Raw genomic sequence first — 18,638 nt, 5'->3', positions numbered from 1 at the left:
GCCGGCACCGTCAACAACGTTTGCCAACCATTGGCGAGGCCGCCAGCACCGTCGTCGCCCGTTCATGGCGCTGAAGCCAGCCCAGGGTGTGCGGGCAACGGGCGTGGATCAGCCGCCCGATCGCGGCCAGGTCGGCACCGATGTCGCGTTCAAGGATCGGTTCGTGGTGGGCGATGCGGTTGCGCAGCTGGCGGATGCGTCCGATGTCAACGTGCATGGCTTTTCTGATGACACTGGGGTGAGCCGAAGGCGCATGGCGCAGTACGCCGTTGAGTGCCGGAATCCACAGCGTGGAGTCGAAGCGACAGGTGAACAGCTGTTGCCAGAACACCATTGGCAGGTTGGCGACGATCTCGGATGTACTGGTCGCGCGACAGGTTGCCTGTTCCAGCGCTGTCCTGGCAAAGGCGGATGATGATGCCGGCAGCCTCCGTCGGAAGGCATCATTCCACGGCCATCGCGGACCATGCTGCCGCGCCAGTACCGATGCCGCTGCATTGCGGATGACCACTTCGCAGAGGTGGACGGGCATCATCAACGCACCGCACATCCGCATGTTCCAGAGGTACAGGGATTCGGCAGTGACGTCAGGGCTGCAGGTCGATGCGATTCTCTCGTAGGTCGACAGACGCTCCGCTGACAGAGCGCGCCTCAAGGCATCGTATGCAGCCATCGTGATGTGCGCTGGTGAGGGGAAGACCAATGTTGGCCAGGGATGGAGTCGGCCACCATCAGGGAACGCCTTTGTGTACGTGGCCGATTTCCCGCGTTCAAGCTGGGGATAAGACGTTGGTCTGCGTTGTCGCACATGGCCTTGACCCGCAGTTTGGTTCCTGCCTAATCTGATCACCTGCGCCACCGGGACTCGCGGCTTGAGAAAGCTCCCCCCGGGGACAAACGGTAGTACCAAAGGGCCCCGCTAGCAGGGCCCTTTGTCTTTTTCAGCCCTTGTGCATGCCCGGCGACCCGCCGCCGTTCCGGGCAGGCTCACCGCCGTCCCGTTACCATGACCACCTGTTTTCCGGCTGGTAACCGCAATGGACAAGGTTTTCATCGAAGGGCTGACGATCGACGCCCTGATCGGCATCTACGATTGGGAGCGGCGGATCCGCCAGGACCTCGTATTCGATCTGGAGATGGGCTTCGACAACCGTCGTCCGGCGGCCAGCGATGACATTGCCCATACCCTGAACTACAAGGCGGTCAGCAAGCGCCTGGAGCAGTTCGTGCGCGAGTCGGAATTCGGGCTGGTCGAAACCCTGGCCGAGCGCTGCGCGCAGATCGTGCTGGACGAGTTCGACGTGAAGTGGCTGCGCCTGAAGCTGAGCAAGCCCGGGGCGGTGCGCGGCGCACGCGCGGTCGGCGTGATCATCGAACGCGCGCGGGACTGACCCGGTAGTGCCGGCCGCTGGCCGGCAACCTCAATGAAGAAGGAGACAACCGATGGTGGACGCAGTGGTGGCGGTACAGTGGCTGGAACAGCTGCAGAACACACTGGAACCCTATCCTGGCGCCTACCTGGCGTTGATGATTTCGGCGCTGCTGATTGCAGCCGGCTTGGCCAACTGGGTGACCAAGCGCATCCTGGTACGCGGCCTGCGACGCCTGCTGCAGCGCCTGCCGGGCGCCGAGTCCGGGCGTGGCAGCCACCTGATGCGGGTTATCGCGCGCCTGTCCAACGTGGTGCCCAGCCAGGTGATCGCCTCGGGCATCACCCTCATTCCCGACCTGCCGCCAGGCCTGGTTAACGTCATCATCAAACTGTGCATCGTGTGGGCGGTACTGACCGTGTCGATGGCGTTCTCGCATGCGCTGGATGCAGCCAACAGCCTGTACGAGCGCAAGCCCGATGCACGCAACAAGCCGATCAAGGGCTACCTGCAGGTGGTCAAGATCGTGGTGTTCGTGGCCGCGGGCCTGTCCATCGTCGCCACCCTGCTGGGGGTGAAGCTGGGACCACTGGTTACCGGCCTGGGCGCGGCTACCGCGGTACTGATGCTGATCTTCCAGGACACCATCCTGTCACTGGTGGCCAGCGTGCAGATCAGTGGCGATGGCCGCGTGCGCATCGGCGACTGGATCGAGATGCCCAGCCAGAACGCCGACGGCGATGTCATCGATATCGCCCTGCATACCGTCACCGTGCAGAACTTCGACAAGACCATCACCACCATCCCGACCAAGAAGCTGGTGACCGAGTCGTTCAAGAACTGGCGCGGCATGCAGGAAGCGGGTGGGCGCCGGATCAAGCGCGCGCTGTACCTGGACCAGCACAGCGTGCGTTTCATGGAAGAGGACGACCTGGCCTTCCTTGGCCAGTTCGCCCTGCTGGGTGACTACCTGCGCGGCAAGCAGCAGGAGCTGGGCCAGTGGAACGGACGCCTGCGCGAGCAGGGCGTGGCCGAGGTCAACAGCCGCCGGGTGACCAACCTGGGCACGTTTCGGGCGTACGTGGAGCGCTACCTGACCAGCCACCCGGGCATCCATACCGACATGACCCTGCTGGTGCGCCAGCTGCAGCCGACCACCGAAGGCCTGCCGCTGGAGCTGTACTGCTTCACCCGCAGCACCGCCTGGGGCGAGTACGAGGCGGTGCAGTCGGACATCTTCGACCACCTGCTGGCGATCCTGCCGGCCTTTGGCCTGCGGGTGTTCCAGGCGTCCAGCGACGCCATGTTGATGGCCGGGCAGCGCCAGTTGGCCGGCTCGGAGTAAGCTGCGATGCCCCCGGCCGGACCGTACGGACCCGGCTGGTGGCTGAAACTGAATGACGAAACCTCTCGCCAAATCGTCCGGGATCGCTAGAATGCCGGGCTTGTAAACGTTTTCATCAAGGACTGCCGGTGGCCTCCGATCGCATCGAATCCCTCATTGCCCAGATGACCGTCGAGGAAAAAGTCGGCCAGCTGGGTGTCTTCGCGGACATGGTCCGCCCGTTCGCCCCGGACGTGAACCCGGAAGCCAACGTGCGCAATGCCGACCAGGTGCTGCAGCAGGTGCGCGAGGGCAAGGTCGGCTCGCTGTTCAACGGTGTCGGCGCCGAGCTCGGCCGCCGCATCCAGCAGGTCGCCACCGAGGAGAGCCGCCTCGGCATCCCGGTGATCCTGGCCGCCGACGTCATCCACGGCATGCGCACCGTGTTCCCGATTCCGCTGGGCGAGGCTGCCAGCTTCGAGCCGGACCTGGCCGAGCGCACCGCGCGCGCCACCGCGGTTGAAGCTACTGCTGCCGGCCTGCACTGGACCTACGCACCGGCGGTGGACATCGCCCGTGACCAGCGCTGGGGTCGTGGTGCCGAAGGTGCCGGTGAGGACGTGGTACTGGGCTGTGCGTTTGCCGCCGCCCGCGTGCGTGGCTTCCAGGGCAGCGACCTGCGCGCCGCCGATTCGCTGCTGGCCACGCCGAAGCACTTCGCCGCCTACGGCGCGGTGATGGCCGGCATGGAATACAACATGGTGGACATCTCGCCGCAGACCCTGCGCGACGTGCACCTGCCGCCGTTCAAGGCGGCCTTCGACGCTGGCGCGATCACCGTGATGTCCTCGTTCAACGACATCAACGGCGTGCCCGCCAGCGCCAATGCCGAGCTGCTGACCGACATCCTGCGCGGTGAATGGAAGTTCCCGGGCGTGGTGATCTCCGACTACACCGCCGACATGGAACTGGTCGCGCACGGCTATGCCGCCGACGACCGCGATGCCACTGCCAAGGCGTTCACCGCCGGCCTCGACCTGAGCATGCAGAGCGGCTTCTACGCCGAGCACCTGCCGGGCCTGGTGGAGAGTGGCGAAGTGCCGATGAGCGTGCTGGATGAAGGCGTGCGCCGCATCCTGTGGCTGAAGGAAACCATCGGCCTGTTCGACGACCCGTACCGTTCGCTGGACCCGGCGCGCGAAGCCGATACCTCGCATATCGCCGCCCATGACGAACTGTCGCGTGATGCCGCGCGCCGTTCGATCGTGCTGCTGAACAACCGCGACAACGTGCTGCCGCTGCAGAAGAACGGCCAGAAGATCGCGCTGATCGGCCCGTTCGTGCAGGACCGCGAGAACATTGAAGGCTGCTGGACGCTGTTCGGCGACAAGCAGCGTTACGTGGACCTGGAAACCGGCGTGCGCGCTGCCATCGGCGATGACGCGCTGCTGGAAGTGGTGCCGGGTTGCGAGCTGGAAGTGGCCATTGCCGGTGGCACCGAAGCGGCCGTGGCAGCTGCGCTGCGTGCCGACGTGGTGGTGTTGGCGCTGGGCGAGCCGCAGCGTTACAGCGGTGAGGCACAGTCGCGCGTAGAGATCACCCTGCCGCCGGCGCAGCAGGCGCTGGCCGAAGCGGTGGCGATGACCGGCAAGCCGCTGGTGGTGCTGCTGCGCAATGGTCGCGCGCTGGCGCTGCAGGGCGCAGTGCGCAATGCGCACGCCGTGGCCATCACCTGGTACCTGGGCACGCAGACCGGCCATGCCGTGGCCGATGTGCTGTTCGGCGATTACAGCCCGTCCGGTCGCCTGCCGGTCAGCTTCCCGCAGGTGTCCGGCCAGCAGCCGTATTTCTACAACCACCCGCGTACCGGCCGCCCGGAACTGCCGACGATGTCGGAGTTCAAGGCACGCTGGCGCGAGATTCCGAACGAGCCGCTGTATCCGTTCGGCCACGGTATCGGGTACACCACCTTCGCCTACGGCGTGCCGCAGCTGAGCAGTGCGCGCGTCGGCTGGGACGACACCCTGACCCTGACCACCACGCTGACCAACACCGGCAACGTGGCTGGCGAGGAAGTGGTGCAGCTGTACATCCACGACCGCGTGGCCAGCCGCGTGCGGCCGGTGCGTGAGCTGAAGGACTTCCGCAAGGTGGCCCTGCAGCCGGGCGAGTCGGCCGAGGTGGTGTTCACCCTGACCCGCGAGCAGTTGGCATTCACCGGCCGCGACGGCGTGCTGCGTGCCGAGCCGGGCTTGTTCGACGTATGGGTGTGTGCCTCGTCGATGGCCGGTGAGGCCGTGCAGTTCGAGCTGCTGAAGGCCTGATAGGTAGAGCATCCACGCATGGCGTGGATCTACTGGCAATGAGTAGCGCCGGGCCATGCCCCGGCCTCCTCACCCATGGCGAACACGCCGGGCGCGGCCCGGCGCTACCATCGGACTCCCTGTATCGATGGAGCCCGCGCATGCGCAAGATTGCTTTCCTGATTCCGGCCCTGCTGCTGGCGGCCTGTTCGCAGCCGGCATCGCCGCCCGAGCCCGCCGCCGATGCGCCACCGCCGATGACCGGTGCGACGCCGGCCGAGGCGGCGGCCAGCACCACGCCCGATGCCGTTGCGGCACCGCAGGCTGCGGCGGAACACGCAAAGGATGCGGCTGCGGCGCCTGCGGATGCTTCCAGCCCGGTCGAGCCCGCAGCAGACGACGCCCGCGCGCGCATCGAGACGCTGCTCGGCGATGCGGCGCAGTATGAAAAAGTATTCAATGCCTTCAAGACCGCCGTGGTCGCGGGTGACCGTCCTGCCGTGGTTGAAGAAGTGCGTTTCCCGCTGAACATCAGTGGTGGAAAGAAGATCACCGGACCCGGTGAGTTCCAGCGCAACTACGAAAAGATCATCACCCCGGCAGTGGTCAAGGCCGTATCCGCGCAGGAGTTCGGCAAAGTCTTCGTCAACCAGCAGGGCGTGATGATCGGCGATGGCCAGGTGTGGTTGAACGGGCAGTGCCTGGACAAGGCCTGCACGCGCACGGAAGTGAAGGTCATCACCATCCAATGAAAGCAGACGGCCCCGCATGCGGGGCCGTTGCAGACCGGTAGTGCCGGCCGCTGGCCGGCAACCCGGCCAACCCGGCCGACCCGGCCAATCAGGCCAATCAGGCCAATCAGGCCAATCAGGCCAATCAGGCCTTCGGCGTGAGCTTCAGCAGCCGCGCCTTGCTGCCATCTTCCAGCAACCACAGTGCGCCATCCGGGCCCTGTTCCACTTCACGGATGCGCTCGCCCATGTTGAAACGTTCGGCTTCACGCGCGTTGTCGCCGTCGAAGGCCACGCGCACCAGCGAAGTGGATGACAGGCCGCCGATGAAGGCGCTGCCCTTCCACTGCGGGAACAGGTTGCCGCTGTAGAACATCAGGCCGGCCGGGGAAATCACCGGGTTCCAGGTCACCTTCGGTGCGGCGAATTCCGGGCGCGTGTCGTGGTCGGGAATCGGACGGCCATCGTAGTGGTCGCCGTTGGACACGATCGGGTAGCCGTAGTTGGCACCGCGCACGATCAGGTTCAGCTCGTCGCCACCGGCCGGGCCCATTTCCTGCGCCCACAGCTTGCCATTGGCATCGAAGGCGATGCCCAGCACATTGCGGTGGCCCAGCGACCATACCTGTGCCGCGACGCCGCCCTGAGAGGCGAACGGATTGTCGGCCGGCAGGCTGCCGTCGTCGTTGAGACGGATGATCTTGCCCAGGTTGCCGCTCATGTCCTGCGCCGGATCGAACTTCTGCCGTTCGCTGGAACTGATCCACAGCTTGCCGTCCGGGCCGAAGGCCAGGCGGTGGCCGTAGTGGCCTTCGCCACTGACCTTCGGCGTCTGCCGCCAGATCACCTTCAGGTCTTTCAGCTGGCCGCCACCGTTGGCATCGAGGGCGAGGGTGGCACGGGCCACGGCCGCGCCGCGCGTATCCAGCGTGCCTTCCTCGGCATAGCTGACATAGACCACCTGGTTGCGGGCGAAATCCGGATGCAGGATCACATCACCGAAACCACCCTGGCCACCGTAGGCGACCTTGGGGACACCGGTGATCTCATGCTTATGGCCACTGGCCACGTCAAGGTGCTGCAGCTTGCCGCGCTTTTCGGTCACCAGCAGGCTGCCATCGGGCAGGAAAGTCATCGCCCACGGCTGGTCGAAGCGGGCGACCTCGGTGGCGGTGAAGGGGCGTTGATCGTTGGCGGTCGCGGCGATTGCCGGGGCCTTCTGACCTGTCGCATCAGGGCCGGCAGCATTGCAGGCGGTGGTGGCGAGGATCGGCAGCAGGCCGAGTGCGAGCAGCAGGGGTGTGCGGGTCATGGGATCTCCAGCGGAAGGGGATGCGGATGGCCAGGCTCTCCTTTGTATACCACCGGCGGGGTGACGGGCGTGGCCCGAAGGTCCTGCTACCCCCTGTGCGCCATGGCGCGGATCGTCTAGGGTGTTCTCGCCCGGGCAAAGCATGCCCGCCTGTCTGCCAAGGATCTGCAATGAACGCACCCCTCATCCATCGACCTTCGCCCGCCTTCATCGCCGCCTCGTGGGTAGCCCTGCTGCTGGGCGCGGTGGCCTACCTGGTAGGCCTGTTCAATGCCGAAATGCCGCTGAACGAAAAGGGCTATTACCTGACCCTGCTGTTGTTCGGCCTGTTCGCGGCGGTATCGCTGCAGAAGAGCGTGCGCGACCGCGTCGAGAGCATTCCGGTGAGCGGCCTGTACTACGCACTGTGCTGGTTCGCGCTGCTGTCGGCGCTGTTGCTGCTGCTGGTCGGCCTGTGGAACGCCACCCTGGTGCTGAGCGAAAAGGGCTTCTATGGCATGGCGTTCGCGCTGTCGCTGTTTGGCGCGGTGGCGGTGCAGAAGAACACCCGCGACCTGATTGCCGCGAATGCCGCTGAGCCCAAGCGCGCTTCGTCGATTCCGCCGCTGCCGGAACAGGACTGACCGGCGAGGGTAGAGCCGAGCATGTGCTCGGCTCTACAGGATGCTGTTACGCGCTGCGGTCCCGGCGCGGGTCCAGATTGACCGCTTCTTCCCAGCCACGATGCACTGCGCTGCGGGCCTGCGCCCATTCCAGCCGGCTCTTGCCGCGCTCGTTCGCCCATCGCGACTCCAGCTCGCCTTCAATCTCTTCGTATGCGCGGATCATGTCCTGCGCGCGCGCGGTGTGGCCGATCTGGTACGCCGGCTCGTAATCGTCGAAGAACAGCTGGTTGTCGTAGTACGGTTCGCTGGTGTAGCGATCGCGCCAGTAGTCCGAAACCGCCTGGCGGGGTGTGCCGTCTTCCGGTACTCGGCCGGGGATCTGGTAATCAGTACTCATGGGCAGGAGGCTCCGTGGTGGACGAAACCTGATCCTGCCTATCGGCCGGTTAACACGCCGGGCTGGCAGTGTGACCGCCAGGTCAATCCACGGCGGCGTCCTTGCGCGGCAGTTTGTAGATGACGGCACCGACCGCAAAGGCGACCAAGGCAGCAGCGATGTTCTGCCAGCTGGCACTGGCGAACAGGGCCACGCACAGCAGCAGTGCCAGCACCGGAATCAACGGGCCACCGGGCAGCTTCAACGCACCGGGGCGGTCCGCATAGCGCTTGGCCAGTACCAGCACCGCTGCCGCGGTACCGATGTAAGCGAACAGGCGTGTGGTCATCGACAACAGCGCCAGTTGCACGAACGACCCGGACAGCGCCAGACCGAGGGCGATCAGGCCCTGGCAGAAGATTGCTGCAGCCGGGGTACGGAAGCGAGGGTGCACCTGCGCTAACACCTTCGGGCCGTAGCCATCGCGGGCCAGAGCGAACAGGAAGCGCGGGCCCATCATCATCGTGTTGCTGTTGGTGCCGAGGATGGAGATGGTCGCGCCCACGGTGAGGATCAGCGCCAGCGCCTCGCCGCCGAAGCTGGAGGCGGCATCGGCCAGCGGCGTGGCGGAGCTGGCCAGGCCGGGCAGCGTGCCTTGTGCCACGATCTGCACCGCCGCATAGATCACGGTGACGGTGACGATCATGGTGATCAGCGCGAACGGGATGTCGCGGCGTGGGTTGCGGTACTCGCCGGCCGCGGCCGGGATGTTCTCGAACCCGGCGTAGGCATACAGCAGCAACAGCGCCGCCTCGCCCATGCGCTGCAGGTCGTGCGGGTCCGGGCGCTGGCCAGAAAACGCCAGGTGCGGGTCGATGTAGAACGCGCCGATGGCCACGAACAGCAGCAGCGGCAGCATCTTGCCGATCACCAGCACGATGCCGGTACGGGCGGCCGAACGCACGCCGATGATGTTCACCCCTGTCAGGAAAGCGAGCGAGACAACGATGATCGCGATGCGCCCCATGCCTGCGCCAGCCCATGGCCAGAACCGCGCCACGGCGTCGGCCAGCGCATTGCTGAGCGCTGCGGCGGAGCTGATGCGGGTCAGCCAGATCATCCAGCCGATCTCGAAGCCGGCAAAGCGACCGAAGGCTTCGCGCGCGTACAGGTAGCTGCCACCGGGTTCATCGAAATAGCTGGCCGCCTGCGCATAGCACAGCACCAGCAGGGCGACGACGATGCCGGCAGCGACCACGCCCCACAGGCTGAAGGGGCCGAGCAGGGCGACCGTGGCGGCCGGTAGCAGGTAGATGCCGCTGCCGACCACATCGTTGATCGACAGGCCGACGATCTGCCAGCGGCTGACCGCGCGTTGCAGTTGTGGTTCTTCGACGGTGCTCAACGTGCGGCTCCTTCAAGCGCGGGCAGTTTCCACTGCGCCTGCAGGCGCTGGTATTCGGCGCGTGGCAACAGCACGAAACGCGGCGTGTCCTGCGGGCGCAGCCAGTCCAGCAACGCCTTCATGCGCGCCTGCGGCATCGCGGTGCAGCCGGCGGTGGCCTCGCCGGGCTGGCGCCACAGATGGGCGAAGATGCAGCTGCCCTTGCCGGGCTGATTGTCCGGGTTGTGCGCGATCACGAAGCCTTCCTGGTAACGCACGTCGCCCTTGTTGTGCAGGTCCAGCCGCATCGGTTCGGTGGAGCCGGTTATGGCGGTACTGCCGACCTTCTTTGCATCGACGATGCGGTTGTAGAACGGCGACGCCGGTACGTCCATGCAGTAGCTGCTCTCGAACATTGGCTGGTAGGTCATTGCCGTGCCGGGGCGGGTGACGGCATAACCGAACGCACTGCCCAGCGCGAACACACCGGCCGGACTGCGGCCGTCGCCTTCCTGTTTCTGTGGGCCATCGGCCTGGACAGGATGCAGGCCCAGGCCCCAGGCACTGCCGGTGCGACCCAGCGCCACCGGGAACGCCTGGCCGTGCTTGCGCCAGTGCTTGCCGTCGCGCACGAAGGCCTGCAGCTGGCCCTGCGTGCTGTCCCAGTTATCGCTGGTGACGACGATCAGTTGGCGTGCGTCGTCCAGCGGAGCAGCATGGACAGTGACGGCCGCTACGAGCAGCAGCGCGGCGGAAGCAATGCGGGCCAGCAGCAGGTTCATCGGGCGCTCCGGTCAGGAATCCAGCAGGTGATCGATCCGTTCCAGGTTCACCGCCAGCTGCTGCTGGCGATCCGGATTGGCGTGGCAGAGCAGCACGAACAGGAAATCGAGCAGGGCGTGCATGGCGCTACGGTACAGCAGCTGTGCCACCTGCGGCGCGCGGTCATGCGCGCACACCACCAGCGCCGCATCGGCATGCGCGCGCAGCGGATTGGCGGTGTGGCGGGTGATCGACACGACCTTGCCGCCCATGTCCTGGAACTGGCGCGAGAGCTGCGACAGCTGTGGCAGGTTGCCGAACTCGGAGAACATCAACAGCACATCGCCCGGACGCGCGGCGGACAGGTTGGCCAGCATCAGGATCGGATCGGTATGCGGCACCACCAGCAGGCCGAGCAGCGACAGCCGCATGGCGAATTCACGTGCGTACAGGCCGTCGTCACCGAGGCCGTGGACAAACAGCTTCGGCGCGCCGTCGAGCAGCTGCACGATGCGCTCGATCTCCTCGCGCGGGTTGGCCTGGCGGGTTTCTTCCTCGGCCTGCGCCTTGCTGCGGCGCAGGGCATCGCCCAGGCGCAGGTAGTCATCGCTGATGTCCGGTGCGGCCGGTGCCTGCTGCGGGTCGGCACCGGCGCGGGCGACGTCTTCGCCGATGGAATACTTCAGGTCCGGGTAGCCCTTGAAGCCGAGCTTCTGGCTGAACTTGACCACGCTGGACTGGCTGATGCCCAGGGCACTGGCCAGCTGCTGCGAGGAGTAATCGCGCAGCAGGTGCGCGTTGTCGAGGATGAAGTCGGCGATGCGGCGTTCGATGGCCGACATCTGCCCGCGCTCGGTGCGGATTTTCAGCAGGGGCGGCATGCGGGGCGTCCGGGCATGTGTAGGCGCGTTGCGGTTGGCTGCGTAGAGCGTCTCATGGAGTGGGTCAGGTGGGTGGAATTTGCGGGGGACGCCGCAAGTACGTCCGTGTAGGCTTGGCCGCGCTTGCTCGTTTGCGCTGTCCTGCGCAAACGGCAAGACCGGGGTTGGGCGTTCTGCCCAACCCGCCCGAGGCATGCCTCGGGCCCATGCGGCGGACACCCCTGCAAACCCCACCCGCCCGCCTCCGGACAGATCGCGCGCGTGCCAGCCGCGAAGGAGATACGGGATGGGGCAAAAGCAAGAGCGAAGGCATCCACGCATGGCGTGGATCTACTGATGGCGGCGATCGTTGTGTCAACGATCAACCGAGCATCTCCAGCCCCCGTACTTCGGTGATGCCCAGCCCCGGCACATCGCTGATGCTGATTTCCGATTCGTTGAAGCGCACCCCGCCGCTGACCGGATCGAACTGCCCCAGCGACGGGCCATCCAGATCGACCTTGGTGATCACATCGCTCTTGGCTACCGCCAGATGCACTGCCGCGGCCACGCTGATGCTCGACTCGATCATGCAGCCGATCATGCACGGTACGCCGTAGATGCCGGCGATGTCGGCAATGCGGATCGCGTTGGACAGGCCACCGGTCTTCATCAGCTTGATGTTGATGATGTCGGCGGCGCGCTGCTGGATCAGGTCCATCACCTGGCTGGGGCTGAACACACTCTCGTCGGCCATTACCGGCGTGTTGACGCGGTCGGTCACGTACTTCAGGCCAGTGATGTCAGCGGCCTTGACCGGCTGCTCCAGCAGCTCCAGCACCACGCCGGCTTCCTCCAGCGTACGCATCGCATGCACGGCCTGCTTGGCGGTCCAGCCCTGGTTGGCGTCCAGGCGCAGCAGTGCACGGCCCTCCACGGCGGCATGGATCGCCTTGACCCGCTCGATGTCCACGCCGATGTCCTTGCCGACCTTGATCTTCAGCGACTCGAAGCCGCGTTCGATCGCCGACAGCGAATCGGCCACCATCTTGTCGATGTAGTCCACGCTGATGGTGATGTCGGTGGTGATCACCGGGTCGCCACCGCCCAGCATCTGGTACAGCGGAGCGCCATGCAGCTGCGCCCACAGATCGTAGAGCGCAATCTCCACTGCAGCCTTGGCGCTGGTGTTGCGTTCCATCGCGGTCTGCACCAGCGTGCACAGGCGGTTGAGGTTGACCACCTCCTGACCGATCAGGCGCGGGGCGATGAAGTGGCGGATCGCTTCGATGATCGAGCCGTGCGTGTCACCGGTGATCACCGCGGTGGCCGGTGCCTCGCCGTAGCCGGTGTGGCCGGTGTCGGTGCGGATCAGCACCACCACGTCTTCCACGGTCTCCACGGTACGCAACGCGGTCTTGAACGGTGTTTTCAGCGGCACGCGCAGCATGCCCAGTTCGATGGCGGTGATCTTCATTCAGGGATTCTTGGCACGCAGGCGTTGGATGTTGGTGATGCGGTCGATGTAGCGGACGCTGTCGCTGGCCATCATCGGCTCCAGCGGCGTGACCGATACGCCATTGAGATGGGCCTGCACACGCTTGCCGTCGGCACCGAACCAGCTGCCGCCCGCAGTATCGTGGATCACCCAGGTGCGGCCGTCGGCGTGGCCGATGGCCATCATCACGTGGCCGGGGATGTAGACCAGATCGCCCACCTGCAGATCGGTGACGGCGCGGTCGCGCACGGCCTTGCTGTCCTTGCTGGTGAACGGCAGGCGGTCCAGCGCGGGGCTGATCGCCTGTGCGCTGGTATTGCGCGGCAGCAGTACGCCGAAGCTGCGGTAGATCTCCGACACGAATCCGCTGCAGTCGCGGGTGTCGTAGTCGTGGCCCCAGCCGTAGCGCTCGCCGAGGAACTTGAACGATTGCTGCAGCAGCAGGCGCGGGGTCAGCGGCAGGTAGTCGGCGGCGGTGTCCTGCGAGCGCGGCAGCAGCGCCGGCACCAGGCGCAGGCGGCCATCTGCCTCGCGCACCGGCAGCTGCACCACCCACGAGGCGTGTGCCTGTTGCCCGTTCACCGGTTCGGCGGCGGGCCAGTCGGCCAGCACCGGCAGGCGCACGCCCATGTCCAGCTGCAGGCGCGATACGCGCGGTTCTTCGGGGGTGTAGGCGGTGTGCGCAGTGGCAGCGGTGACGATGCGGTACGGGCCCTTCGCGCCGTAGCCGAGCACCGTGGCTTTGTCACCGCTGGCCACGGCATCGGCTTCGATCCACGCGCTGTAGCGCTCGCTGTGCACGAACAACCAGCGTCCGTCGGCGCTGCGGTGGACCACGGCAACCTTGTCGCCGGGGAACAGCGCCGATTCCTGGAAGCGGTCGATATCGGTGTCGCCGACTGTGCTGAAAACACGCTGGCGGGTGGGGAAGGTGCGCAGCGCGGCACGCTTCACCACCAACCCGTACGACGGTCCCACCTGCGAAGGAACCACGTCGAGGCCGAGGTTGGCTTCGATTGCAGCCCGCAGGCCGGGGGCGATGGCCTGGCCCTTCTCGTCATACAACGAGCGCTTGGGCCAGCTTGATAGTGCGCCGATGCTGTCGCGGACCTGCGCGGCGCTGAGCTGTGCGGGCAGCGTGGCGATGTCCTGGATGTGGTTGTCCTGGGTGCGCATCCGCGCGTTCTGCGCAGTGATCTGCGCGCGGTCCAGGATCGGTGCGTCGGCGTTGTCCAGCCGTGCGGCCCAGTAGTCCGGGGTGAGGTAGGCCTCATGCAGGCCGATCACGTACGGCAGCGGCGCGCCGGGATCGGGTGCAGGCGTGGCCGCCTGGGTGAATGCGGGTGTGGCCAGCAGGCCCAGCGCCAGCGCCAGGGTCAACCTGCGCGGCCAGTGCCGACGCGGTTCGCGGGAAGCCAGGATCATGCGCTGCACACCCTCCTCGAATGCCTGTTGGAATATTTATTCCTTTTGGCGGCGAAAGCAAGAATAAATTATTGACCGGTCCCCCGGCCCGTGTTACACAGCCGTTACCACCCGCGCTTGGGAAGTGTCGCTGTGGATCCTGCCGTTCGCAAACCGTCTCTGCCTGCCGCCGCCGGCCTTGGTGCCGCGCTGCTGCTGTGGGCGTGGTCGGCATCGGCTGCGGATCAGCGCAGTGCCGTCGATCGTGAACAGGAAACGCAGTTGATCGATCTGGTCGACAGCGGTCGTTTCAGGGATGTCGATGCGACGTTCGCCGCAGACGGCGTGCCCGCGCCAGCTGACTTCCAGTACGAGCGCATGCGTCGCATCAAGCTGGATTTCAGCCTCGACGAAGCCGCAGCCAAAGCCGCCGTTCGCCGCTGGATTCCCGACCTGACCGACGAGGAGTTCGCGCGCTGGGACCAGCAAGGGCTGATCGAGCACTACGATATCGACGGCACGCGCTGTTACTTCAAGCGTGCGCCCTCCAACCTGTTCCTGCTCAGCGACGAGGCGCGTGCGCGTCGTCGAGCCGATGCACCGATGCCACTGCCCGGCCCGAATGAAGTGCTCAATGCGCATCATGCGCGCGTGGTTGCTGCCGCCGAACAGAGCGGCAACGCATCCGTGTTGCCGCAGCGCATCGAATTTACCCAGTCGTTGACGGTCAAGGCCGACACCGTACCGGCTGGCGAAACCATTCGTGCATGGATTCCGTACCCGCGTGAGATTTCCGGCCAGCAGGAGCGCGTGCAGTGGATTGCCAGTGCGCCGGGCAAGGCGCGCATCGCGCCAGCGAACACCCAGCAGCGCACCGCCTATCTGCAAGCCAAGGCCGTGGCTGGCCAGCCGACGCGCTTCGAAGTCCGCTATGCGGTGACGATCTCCGCGCGCCATACCGCCATCGATCCGACGAAGGTGCAGGCCACGCCGAATGATCCCGCATTGAAGCCCTATCTGGCCGAGCAGCTGCCGCACGTGCGCTTCACCCCGGCGCTGAAGCTGTTCTCCGACCAGGTGCTGCAGGGCGAGACGCGCCCGTATGAAGTGGTACGCAAGCTGTTCGCGGCGGTTGACCGCATTCCGTGGGCTGGTGCACGTGAGTACTCGACGATCAGCAACATCAGCGACTACGCGCTACGCGCCGGGCACGCCGATTGCGGGCAGCAGACCCTGCTGCTGATCGCCCTGCTGCGCATGAACGGCATTCCCGCGCGCTGGCAGTCGGGCATGGTGTTTTCCGACGATGGCAGCGGCTACAACAACCTGCACGACTGGGGCCAGGTCTACCTGGCGCCGTATGGCTGGCTGCCGATGGATGTGACCACCGGTGCCCTGGCCAGCGACACGCCCGCGCTGCGTGATCTCTACCTGGGTGGCCTCGATGGCTACCGCATCGCCTTCAACGACGATTTCGGCCAGGCCTTCGTGCCGGCCAAACAGCACTACCGCTCGGAAACGGTCGACTCGCAGCGCGGCGAGGCCGAGTGGTCAGGCGGCAACCTGTACTTCGACCAATGGAGCTATGACTTCCAGTGGCGGGTACTGCCAGCCGGGCAACGCTAGCGCGATACACCACCCTCACCACCATTCAATTCTTGCAGGAGAGAGCAGGGGATGAAGGCTTACAACATCAAGCGGGCGGCCTTGTGCGTCGCCCTCGGTACGTGTCTGGGCATCATGCTGCCCACCACGGCCATGGCCCAGAACGTGTCGGGTGCCGTTGCCGGCCGCGCGACCGCGGGCGACCAGATCACCGTCGTCAATGCCGGTACTGGTCTGACCCGGACAGTCACCGTCGGCGCCGATGGCAGCTACCGCCTCGGCCAGCTGCCAGTGGGCGACTATCGGCTGCAGCTCAGCCGCGATGGCCAGACACTGGGCGAACAGGTGGCGGTCAGTGTCGCTGTCGGCGGTACCACGACCGTCAACCTGGCCAGTGGCGGCGGCGTCACCAACCTCGATGCGCTGCAGGTGGTTGGTACCCGCGTGATCAACCGGGTGGACGTCTATTCCACCGAGACCTCGTTCAACATCAACCGGCAGGAGATTTCACGGCTGCCGGTAGCACAGGATCTGTCCGCCGTCGCGCTGATGGCACCGGGCGTGGTCGGCGGCAACTCCTCGTTCGGCGGCCTGTCCTTTGCGGGTTCCTCGGTGGCCGAGAACGCGGTCTTCATCAACGGCCTCAACGTCACCGACATGTACACGCGACGCGGCTTCAGCACGGCCCCGTTCGCGTTCTTCAATGAATTCCAGGTCAAGACCGGCGGCTACTCGGTCGAGTTTGGCCGTTCCACCGGCGGCGTGATCAACGCGGTCACCCGCTCGGGCAGCAACGAGTTCAAGGGCGGCGTGGAAGTCACTGCCGAGCCCAGCGCGGGGCGCTCAAGCGGCGGCGACCATTTCCATCGCGACGGTACGCCGCATTCCTACGGCAGCCGCGACAACAACTCGTTCCTGAAGACCAACGTCTGGGGCTCTGGGCCGATCATCAAGGACAAGCTGTTCCTGTTCGCCATGTACGAGGACCGCAACGACCGCGGCCACAACACCTCGTCCGATGGCAGCACCTGGTTCAAGAACAAGTCCGGCAATGGGTTCTGGGGCACCAAGCTGGACTGGAACATCAATGACAACCACAGCCTGGCGCTGCTGGCATTCTCCGATGAAGGCGATGTCACCAATGCGTCCTACGCCTACGCCTGGAATGACAATCGCCTCGGCGACTGGGGCGGTGATTCGATCACCGAGACTGGCGGCAAGAACTGGTCAGCGACCTACACCGGTCACTTCGGACAGAACTTCACCGCGCGCGCGATGGTCGGCCAGAACAACCAGCGTGCGTTCACCAACTCGTCGCTGGACCAGGCCTGCAGCCCGGTATTCACCGACAGCACCTATGGCACCCGTCTGTCCAAGCTGCAGGGCCTGCGCGCCGGTTGCCATCCGACCGGCACTGCCGTGGCCGAACGTGATGACACGCGCGACGTGGCGCGTCTGGACTTCGAATGGCAGCTGGGGGACCACCTGCTGCGCTTCGGCGTTGACCGCGAGCTGATGACCACCGACCAGACCACCCGCTATCCCGGGCCGACCGCCTTGAGCTACACCGCCTACGTGGCGCGTCCCGGGGATGAGGTGTGGGACGGCGCCAATGCCTACGTGCCGGTCGGTGTCACCGAGATGCTGCGCGCGCGCAACCGGCAATCCGGCGGCAAGTTCGAGACCGAAGCCAATGCCTTCTACCTGGAAGACATCTGGAACATCACCCCGAACCTGATGCTGAATCTGGGAGTGCGCTGGGACCGCTTCGAGAACCGCACGGCCGCCGGCAAGGCGTTCATCAAGATGGACGATCTGGTCGCGCCGCGCGTGGGCTTCTCGTGGGACATGAAGGGTGATGGCAGCACCAAGCTGTTCGGCAACGCGGGCCGTTACTACCTGCCGGTGACCAACAACATCAACGTCAACTTCGCCGGCGGCCTGACCGACGAGTACAGCTACTACGTGCTTGAGGGCTGGGAACGGAAGACCTCGCCCACCGGTTCGGCGTACATGGCACCGGTCATCGGCCAGCAGGTCGGGCCGACCGACACCCGCATGAACACCGGTGGTGCCGACCTGCGGCAGAGCGTGGACAAGGATCTGAAGGCGGTCTACCAGGACGAGTACATCCTTGGTTTCCAGAACATGATCAACCAGGCCTGGTCGTGGGGCGTCAACGCGACCTACCGGCGCATGACCCGCGCACTGGATGACATCCGCATCAACTACACCCCTTGCGGACCGACGCCGAGCACGTTGTGGCCGATCGCAAACCCGGGCGAGAGCCTGACGATCTGGGGCGACAAGAGCATCGGCTGCGCCAACGAAGGCTGGATCACCATCGACACCGCCAACAGCGGCTATCGCAAGGGTGGCAGCGGCGAGGTGACCGGTTATTCCAAGCCGAAGCGGACCTACAAGGCGCTGGAATTCCAGATCGACCGCGCGTGGGACGAGAAGTGGATGCTCAACGCGTCCTACCTGTGGTCCAAGAGCGAGGGCAATTTCGAAGGGCCGGTGAACTCCGATACCAACTATGGCGACACCGGCATGGTCCAGTTCTGGGATCACCCGGCCACCAACGAACGTTACGGCGTGCTGTTCAACGACTTCCGTCACCAGTTCAAGCTGCGCGCTGCGTATGCGCTGAACAAGCAGTGGTCGTTCGGCACCACGTTGCAGGTGCAGTCTGGCGGCCCGATCACCGCCTATGGCGTGATGTGGCCAAACGATTCGATTGCCGGTGGCAGCACGTCCAGTGAAGGCAGTGGTGGTGGTACCGGCTGGCTGTGCGTGGCCAACTGCTCCGGCCCGTATGACAAACGCCAGTTCGACTACAGCCCGCGTGGTGCTTTCGGTCGGCTGCCGTGGACCTGGACCATGGGGGCGAACGTGACCTGGCGCTTGCCGGTGGAGGGCATCGACCTGAGTGCCCGACTGTCGGTGTACAACATCTTCAACAACCAGAAGACCATCAACGTGCACCAGCGCTACGAAGCGCAGCCTGGCCAGTACCGCGAGAACACCTTCGCCACCGGTACCCGTTGGCAGGCCCCGCGCTACACCCAGCTGGTGGTGACCTGGAACTTCTGATCGACGAG

15 protein-coding genes are annotated in these 18,638 nt (G+C 65.6%); 7 read left to right on the top strand and 8 right to left on the bottom strand.

What is annotated here, in order from left to right; translation table 11 throughout:
* Positions 1 to 10: 10 nt before the first annotated feature.
* On the bottom strand, positions 11 to 673 hold the full coding sequence (locus ACQ5SA_RS10880) for a hypothetical protein (RefSeq protein ID WP_499314248.1): 663 nt from the start codon (positions 671 to 673) through the stop codon (positions 11 to 13).
* A 364-nt stretch (positions 674 to 1,037) separates the two neighbouring features.
* On the opposite strand from ACQ5SA_RS10880, the gene folB reads away from it, so the two are divergent.
* From folB to ACQ5SA_RS10860, 4 genes are all read left to right on the top strand, one after another.
* Entirely contained in the window at positions 1,038 to 1,391 is a 354-nt protein-coding gene (folB, locus tag ACQ5SA_RS10875; RefSeq protein WP_164280819.1) for a dihydroneopterin aldolase, read from the top strand.
* A gap of 52 nt (positions 1,392 to 1,443) precedes the next feature.
* Positions 1,444 to 2,715: a mechanosensitive ion channel family protein gene (locus ACQ5SA_RS10870; protein ID WP_499314230.1), complete on the top strand. Its 1,272-nt coding sequence runs from the start codon at positions 1,444 to 1,446 to the stop codon at positions 2,713 to 2,715.
* Positions 2,716 to 2,843: 128 nt separating this feature from the next.
* Positions 2,844 to 5,018 (top strand): glycoside hydrolase family 3 N-terminal domain-containing protein, encoded by a 2,175-nt coding sequence (locus ACQ5SA_RS10865; protein WP_499314229.1) that lies wholly within the window; start codon positions 2,844 to 2,846, stop codon positions 5,016 to 5,018.
* A 140-nt stretch (positions 5,019 to 5,158) separates the two neighbouring features.
* Positions 5,159 to 5,749: a hypothetical protein gene (locus ACQ5SA_RS10860; RefSeq protein ID WP_230112530.1), complete on the top strand. Its 591-nt coding sequence runs from the start codon at positions 5,159 to 5,161 to the stop codon at positions 5,747 to 5,749.
* A gap of 124 nt (positions 5,750 to 5,873) precedes the next feature.
* Here ACQ5SA_RS10860 and ACQ5SA_RS10855 read toward each other — a convergent pair whose 3' ends face one another.
* Positions 5,874 to 7,040: a PQQ-dependent sugar dehydrogenase gene (locus ACQ5SA_RS10855; protein ID WP_499314228.1), complete on the bottom strand. Its 1,167-nt coding sequence runs from the start codon at positions 7,038 to 7,040 to the stop codon at positions 5,874 to 5,876.
* A gap of 170 nt (positions 7,041 to 7,210) precedes the next feature.
* Between ACQ5SA_RS10855 and yiaA the strand changes: the two genes are divergently transcribed.
* A complete protein-coding gene (gene yiaA, locus ACQ5SA_RS10850) occupies positions 7,211 to 7,663 on the top strand; it encodes an inner membrane protein YiaA (protein WP_099821353.1) in 453 nt (150 codons plus the stop codon).
* A 46-nt stretch (positions 7,664 to 7,709) separates the two neighbouring features.
* Here the strand turns inward: yiaA and ACQ5SA_RS10845 are convergent, their stop codons facing one another.
* The 6 genes from ACQ5SA_RS10845 to ACQ5SA_RS10820 form a co-directional block, all read right to left on the bottom strand.
* Positions 7,710 to 8,042: a hypothetical protein gene (locus tag ACQ5SA_RS10845; protein WP_499314227.1), complete on the bottom strand. Its 333-nt coding sequence runs from the start codon at positions 8,040 to 8,042 to the stop codon at positions 7,710 to 7,712.
* Between the two features lie 82 nt (positions 8,043 to 8,124).
* On the bottom strand, positions 8,125 to 9,426 hold the full coding sequence (locus ACQ5SA_RS10840) for an APC family permease (protein WP_478034409.1): 1,302 nt from the start codon (positions 9,424 to 9,426) through the stop codon (positions 8,125 to 8,127).
* Positions 9,423 to 10,187, bottom strand: a complete 765-nt coding sequence (locus ACQ5SA_RS10835; protein ID WP_499314226.1) for a L,D-transpeptidase family protein — start codon at positions 10,185 to 10,187, stop codon at positions 9,423 to 9,425. The genes ACQ5SA_RS10840 and ACQ5SA_RS10835 overlap by 4 nt, the downstream gene beginning before the upstream one ends.
* Positions 10,188 to 10,199: 12 nt before the next feature.
* Positions 10,200 to 11,048, bottom strand: a complete 849-nt coding sequence (locus tag ACQ5SA_RS10830) for a MurR/RpiR family transcriptional regulator (protein WP_100461502.1) — start codon at positions 11,046 to 11,048, stop codon at positions 10,200 to 10,202.
* A 361-nt stretch (positions 11,049 to 11,409) separates the two neighbouring features.
* Positions 11,410 to 12,504 carry a dipeptide epimerase gene (locus ACQ5SA_RS10825; protein WP_230113326.1) on the bottom strand — a complete coding sequence of 365 codons (1,095 nt, stop codon included), beginning with the start codon at positions 12,502 to 12,504 and terminating at the stop codon, positions 11,410 to 11,412.
* Entirely contained in the window at positions 12,505 to 13,950 is a 1,446-nt protein-coding gene (locus ACQ5SA_RS10820; RefSeq protein WP_499314225.1) for a C40 family peptidase, read from the bottom strand.
* Between the two features lie 132 nt (positions 13,951 to 14,082).
* Between ACQ5SA_RS10820 and ACQ5SA_RS10815 the strand changes: the two genes are divergently transcribed.
* Together ACQ5SA_RS10815 and ACQ5SA_RS10810 are read left to right on the top strand one after the other, a co-directional pair.
* Positions 14,083 to 15,555 (top strand): transglutaminase-like domain-containing protein, encoded by a 1,473-nt coding sequence (locus ACQ5SA_RS10815; protein WP_499314224.1) that lies wholly within the window; start codon positions 14,083 to 14,085, stop codon positions 15,553 to 15,555.
* Positions 15,556 to 15,606: 51 nt separating this feature from the next.
* Positions 15,607 to 18,630, top strand: coding sequence for a TonB-dependent receptor (locus ACQ5SA_RS10810; RefSeq protein ID WP_499314223.1), 3,024 nt, complete (start codon positions 15,607 to 15,609; stop codon positions 18,628 to 18,630).
* Positions 18,631 to 18,638: the final 8 nt, after the last annotated feature.

The sequence above is a fragment of the Stenotrophomonas indicatrix genome, assembly GCF_050573115.1.
In the GTDB taxonomy this organism is placed as follows: domain Bacteria; phylum Pseudomonadota; class Gammaproteobacteria; order Xanthomonadales; family Xanthomonadaceae; genus Stenotrophomonas; species Stenotrophomonas lactitubi_A.
This window is presented reverse-complemented; position numbering and strand designations above follow the sequence as displayed.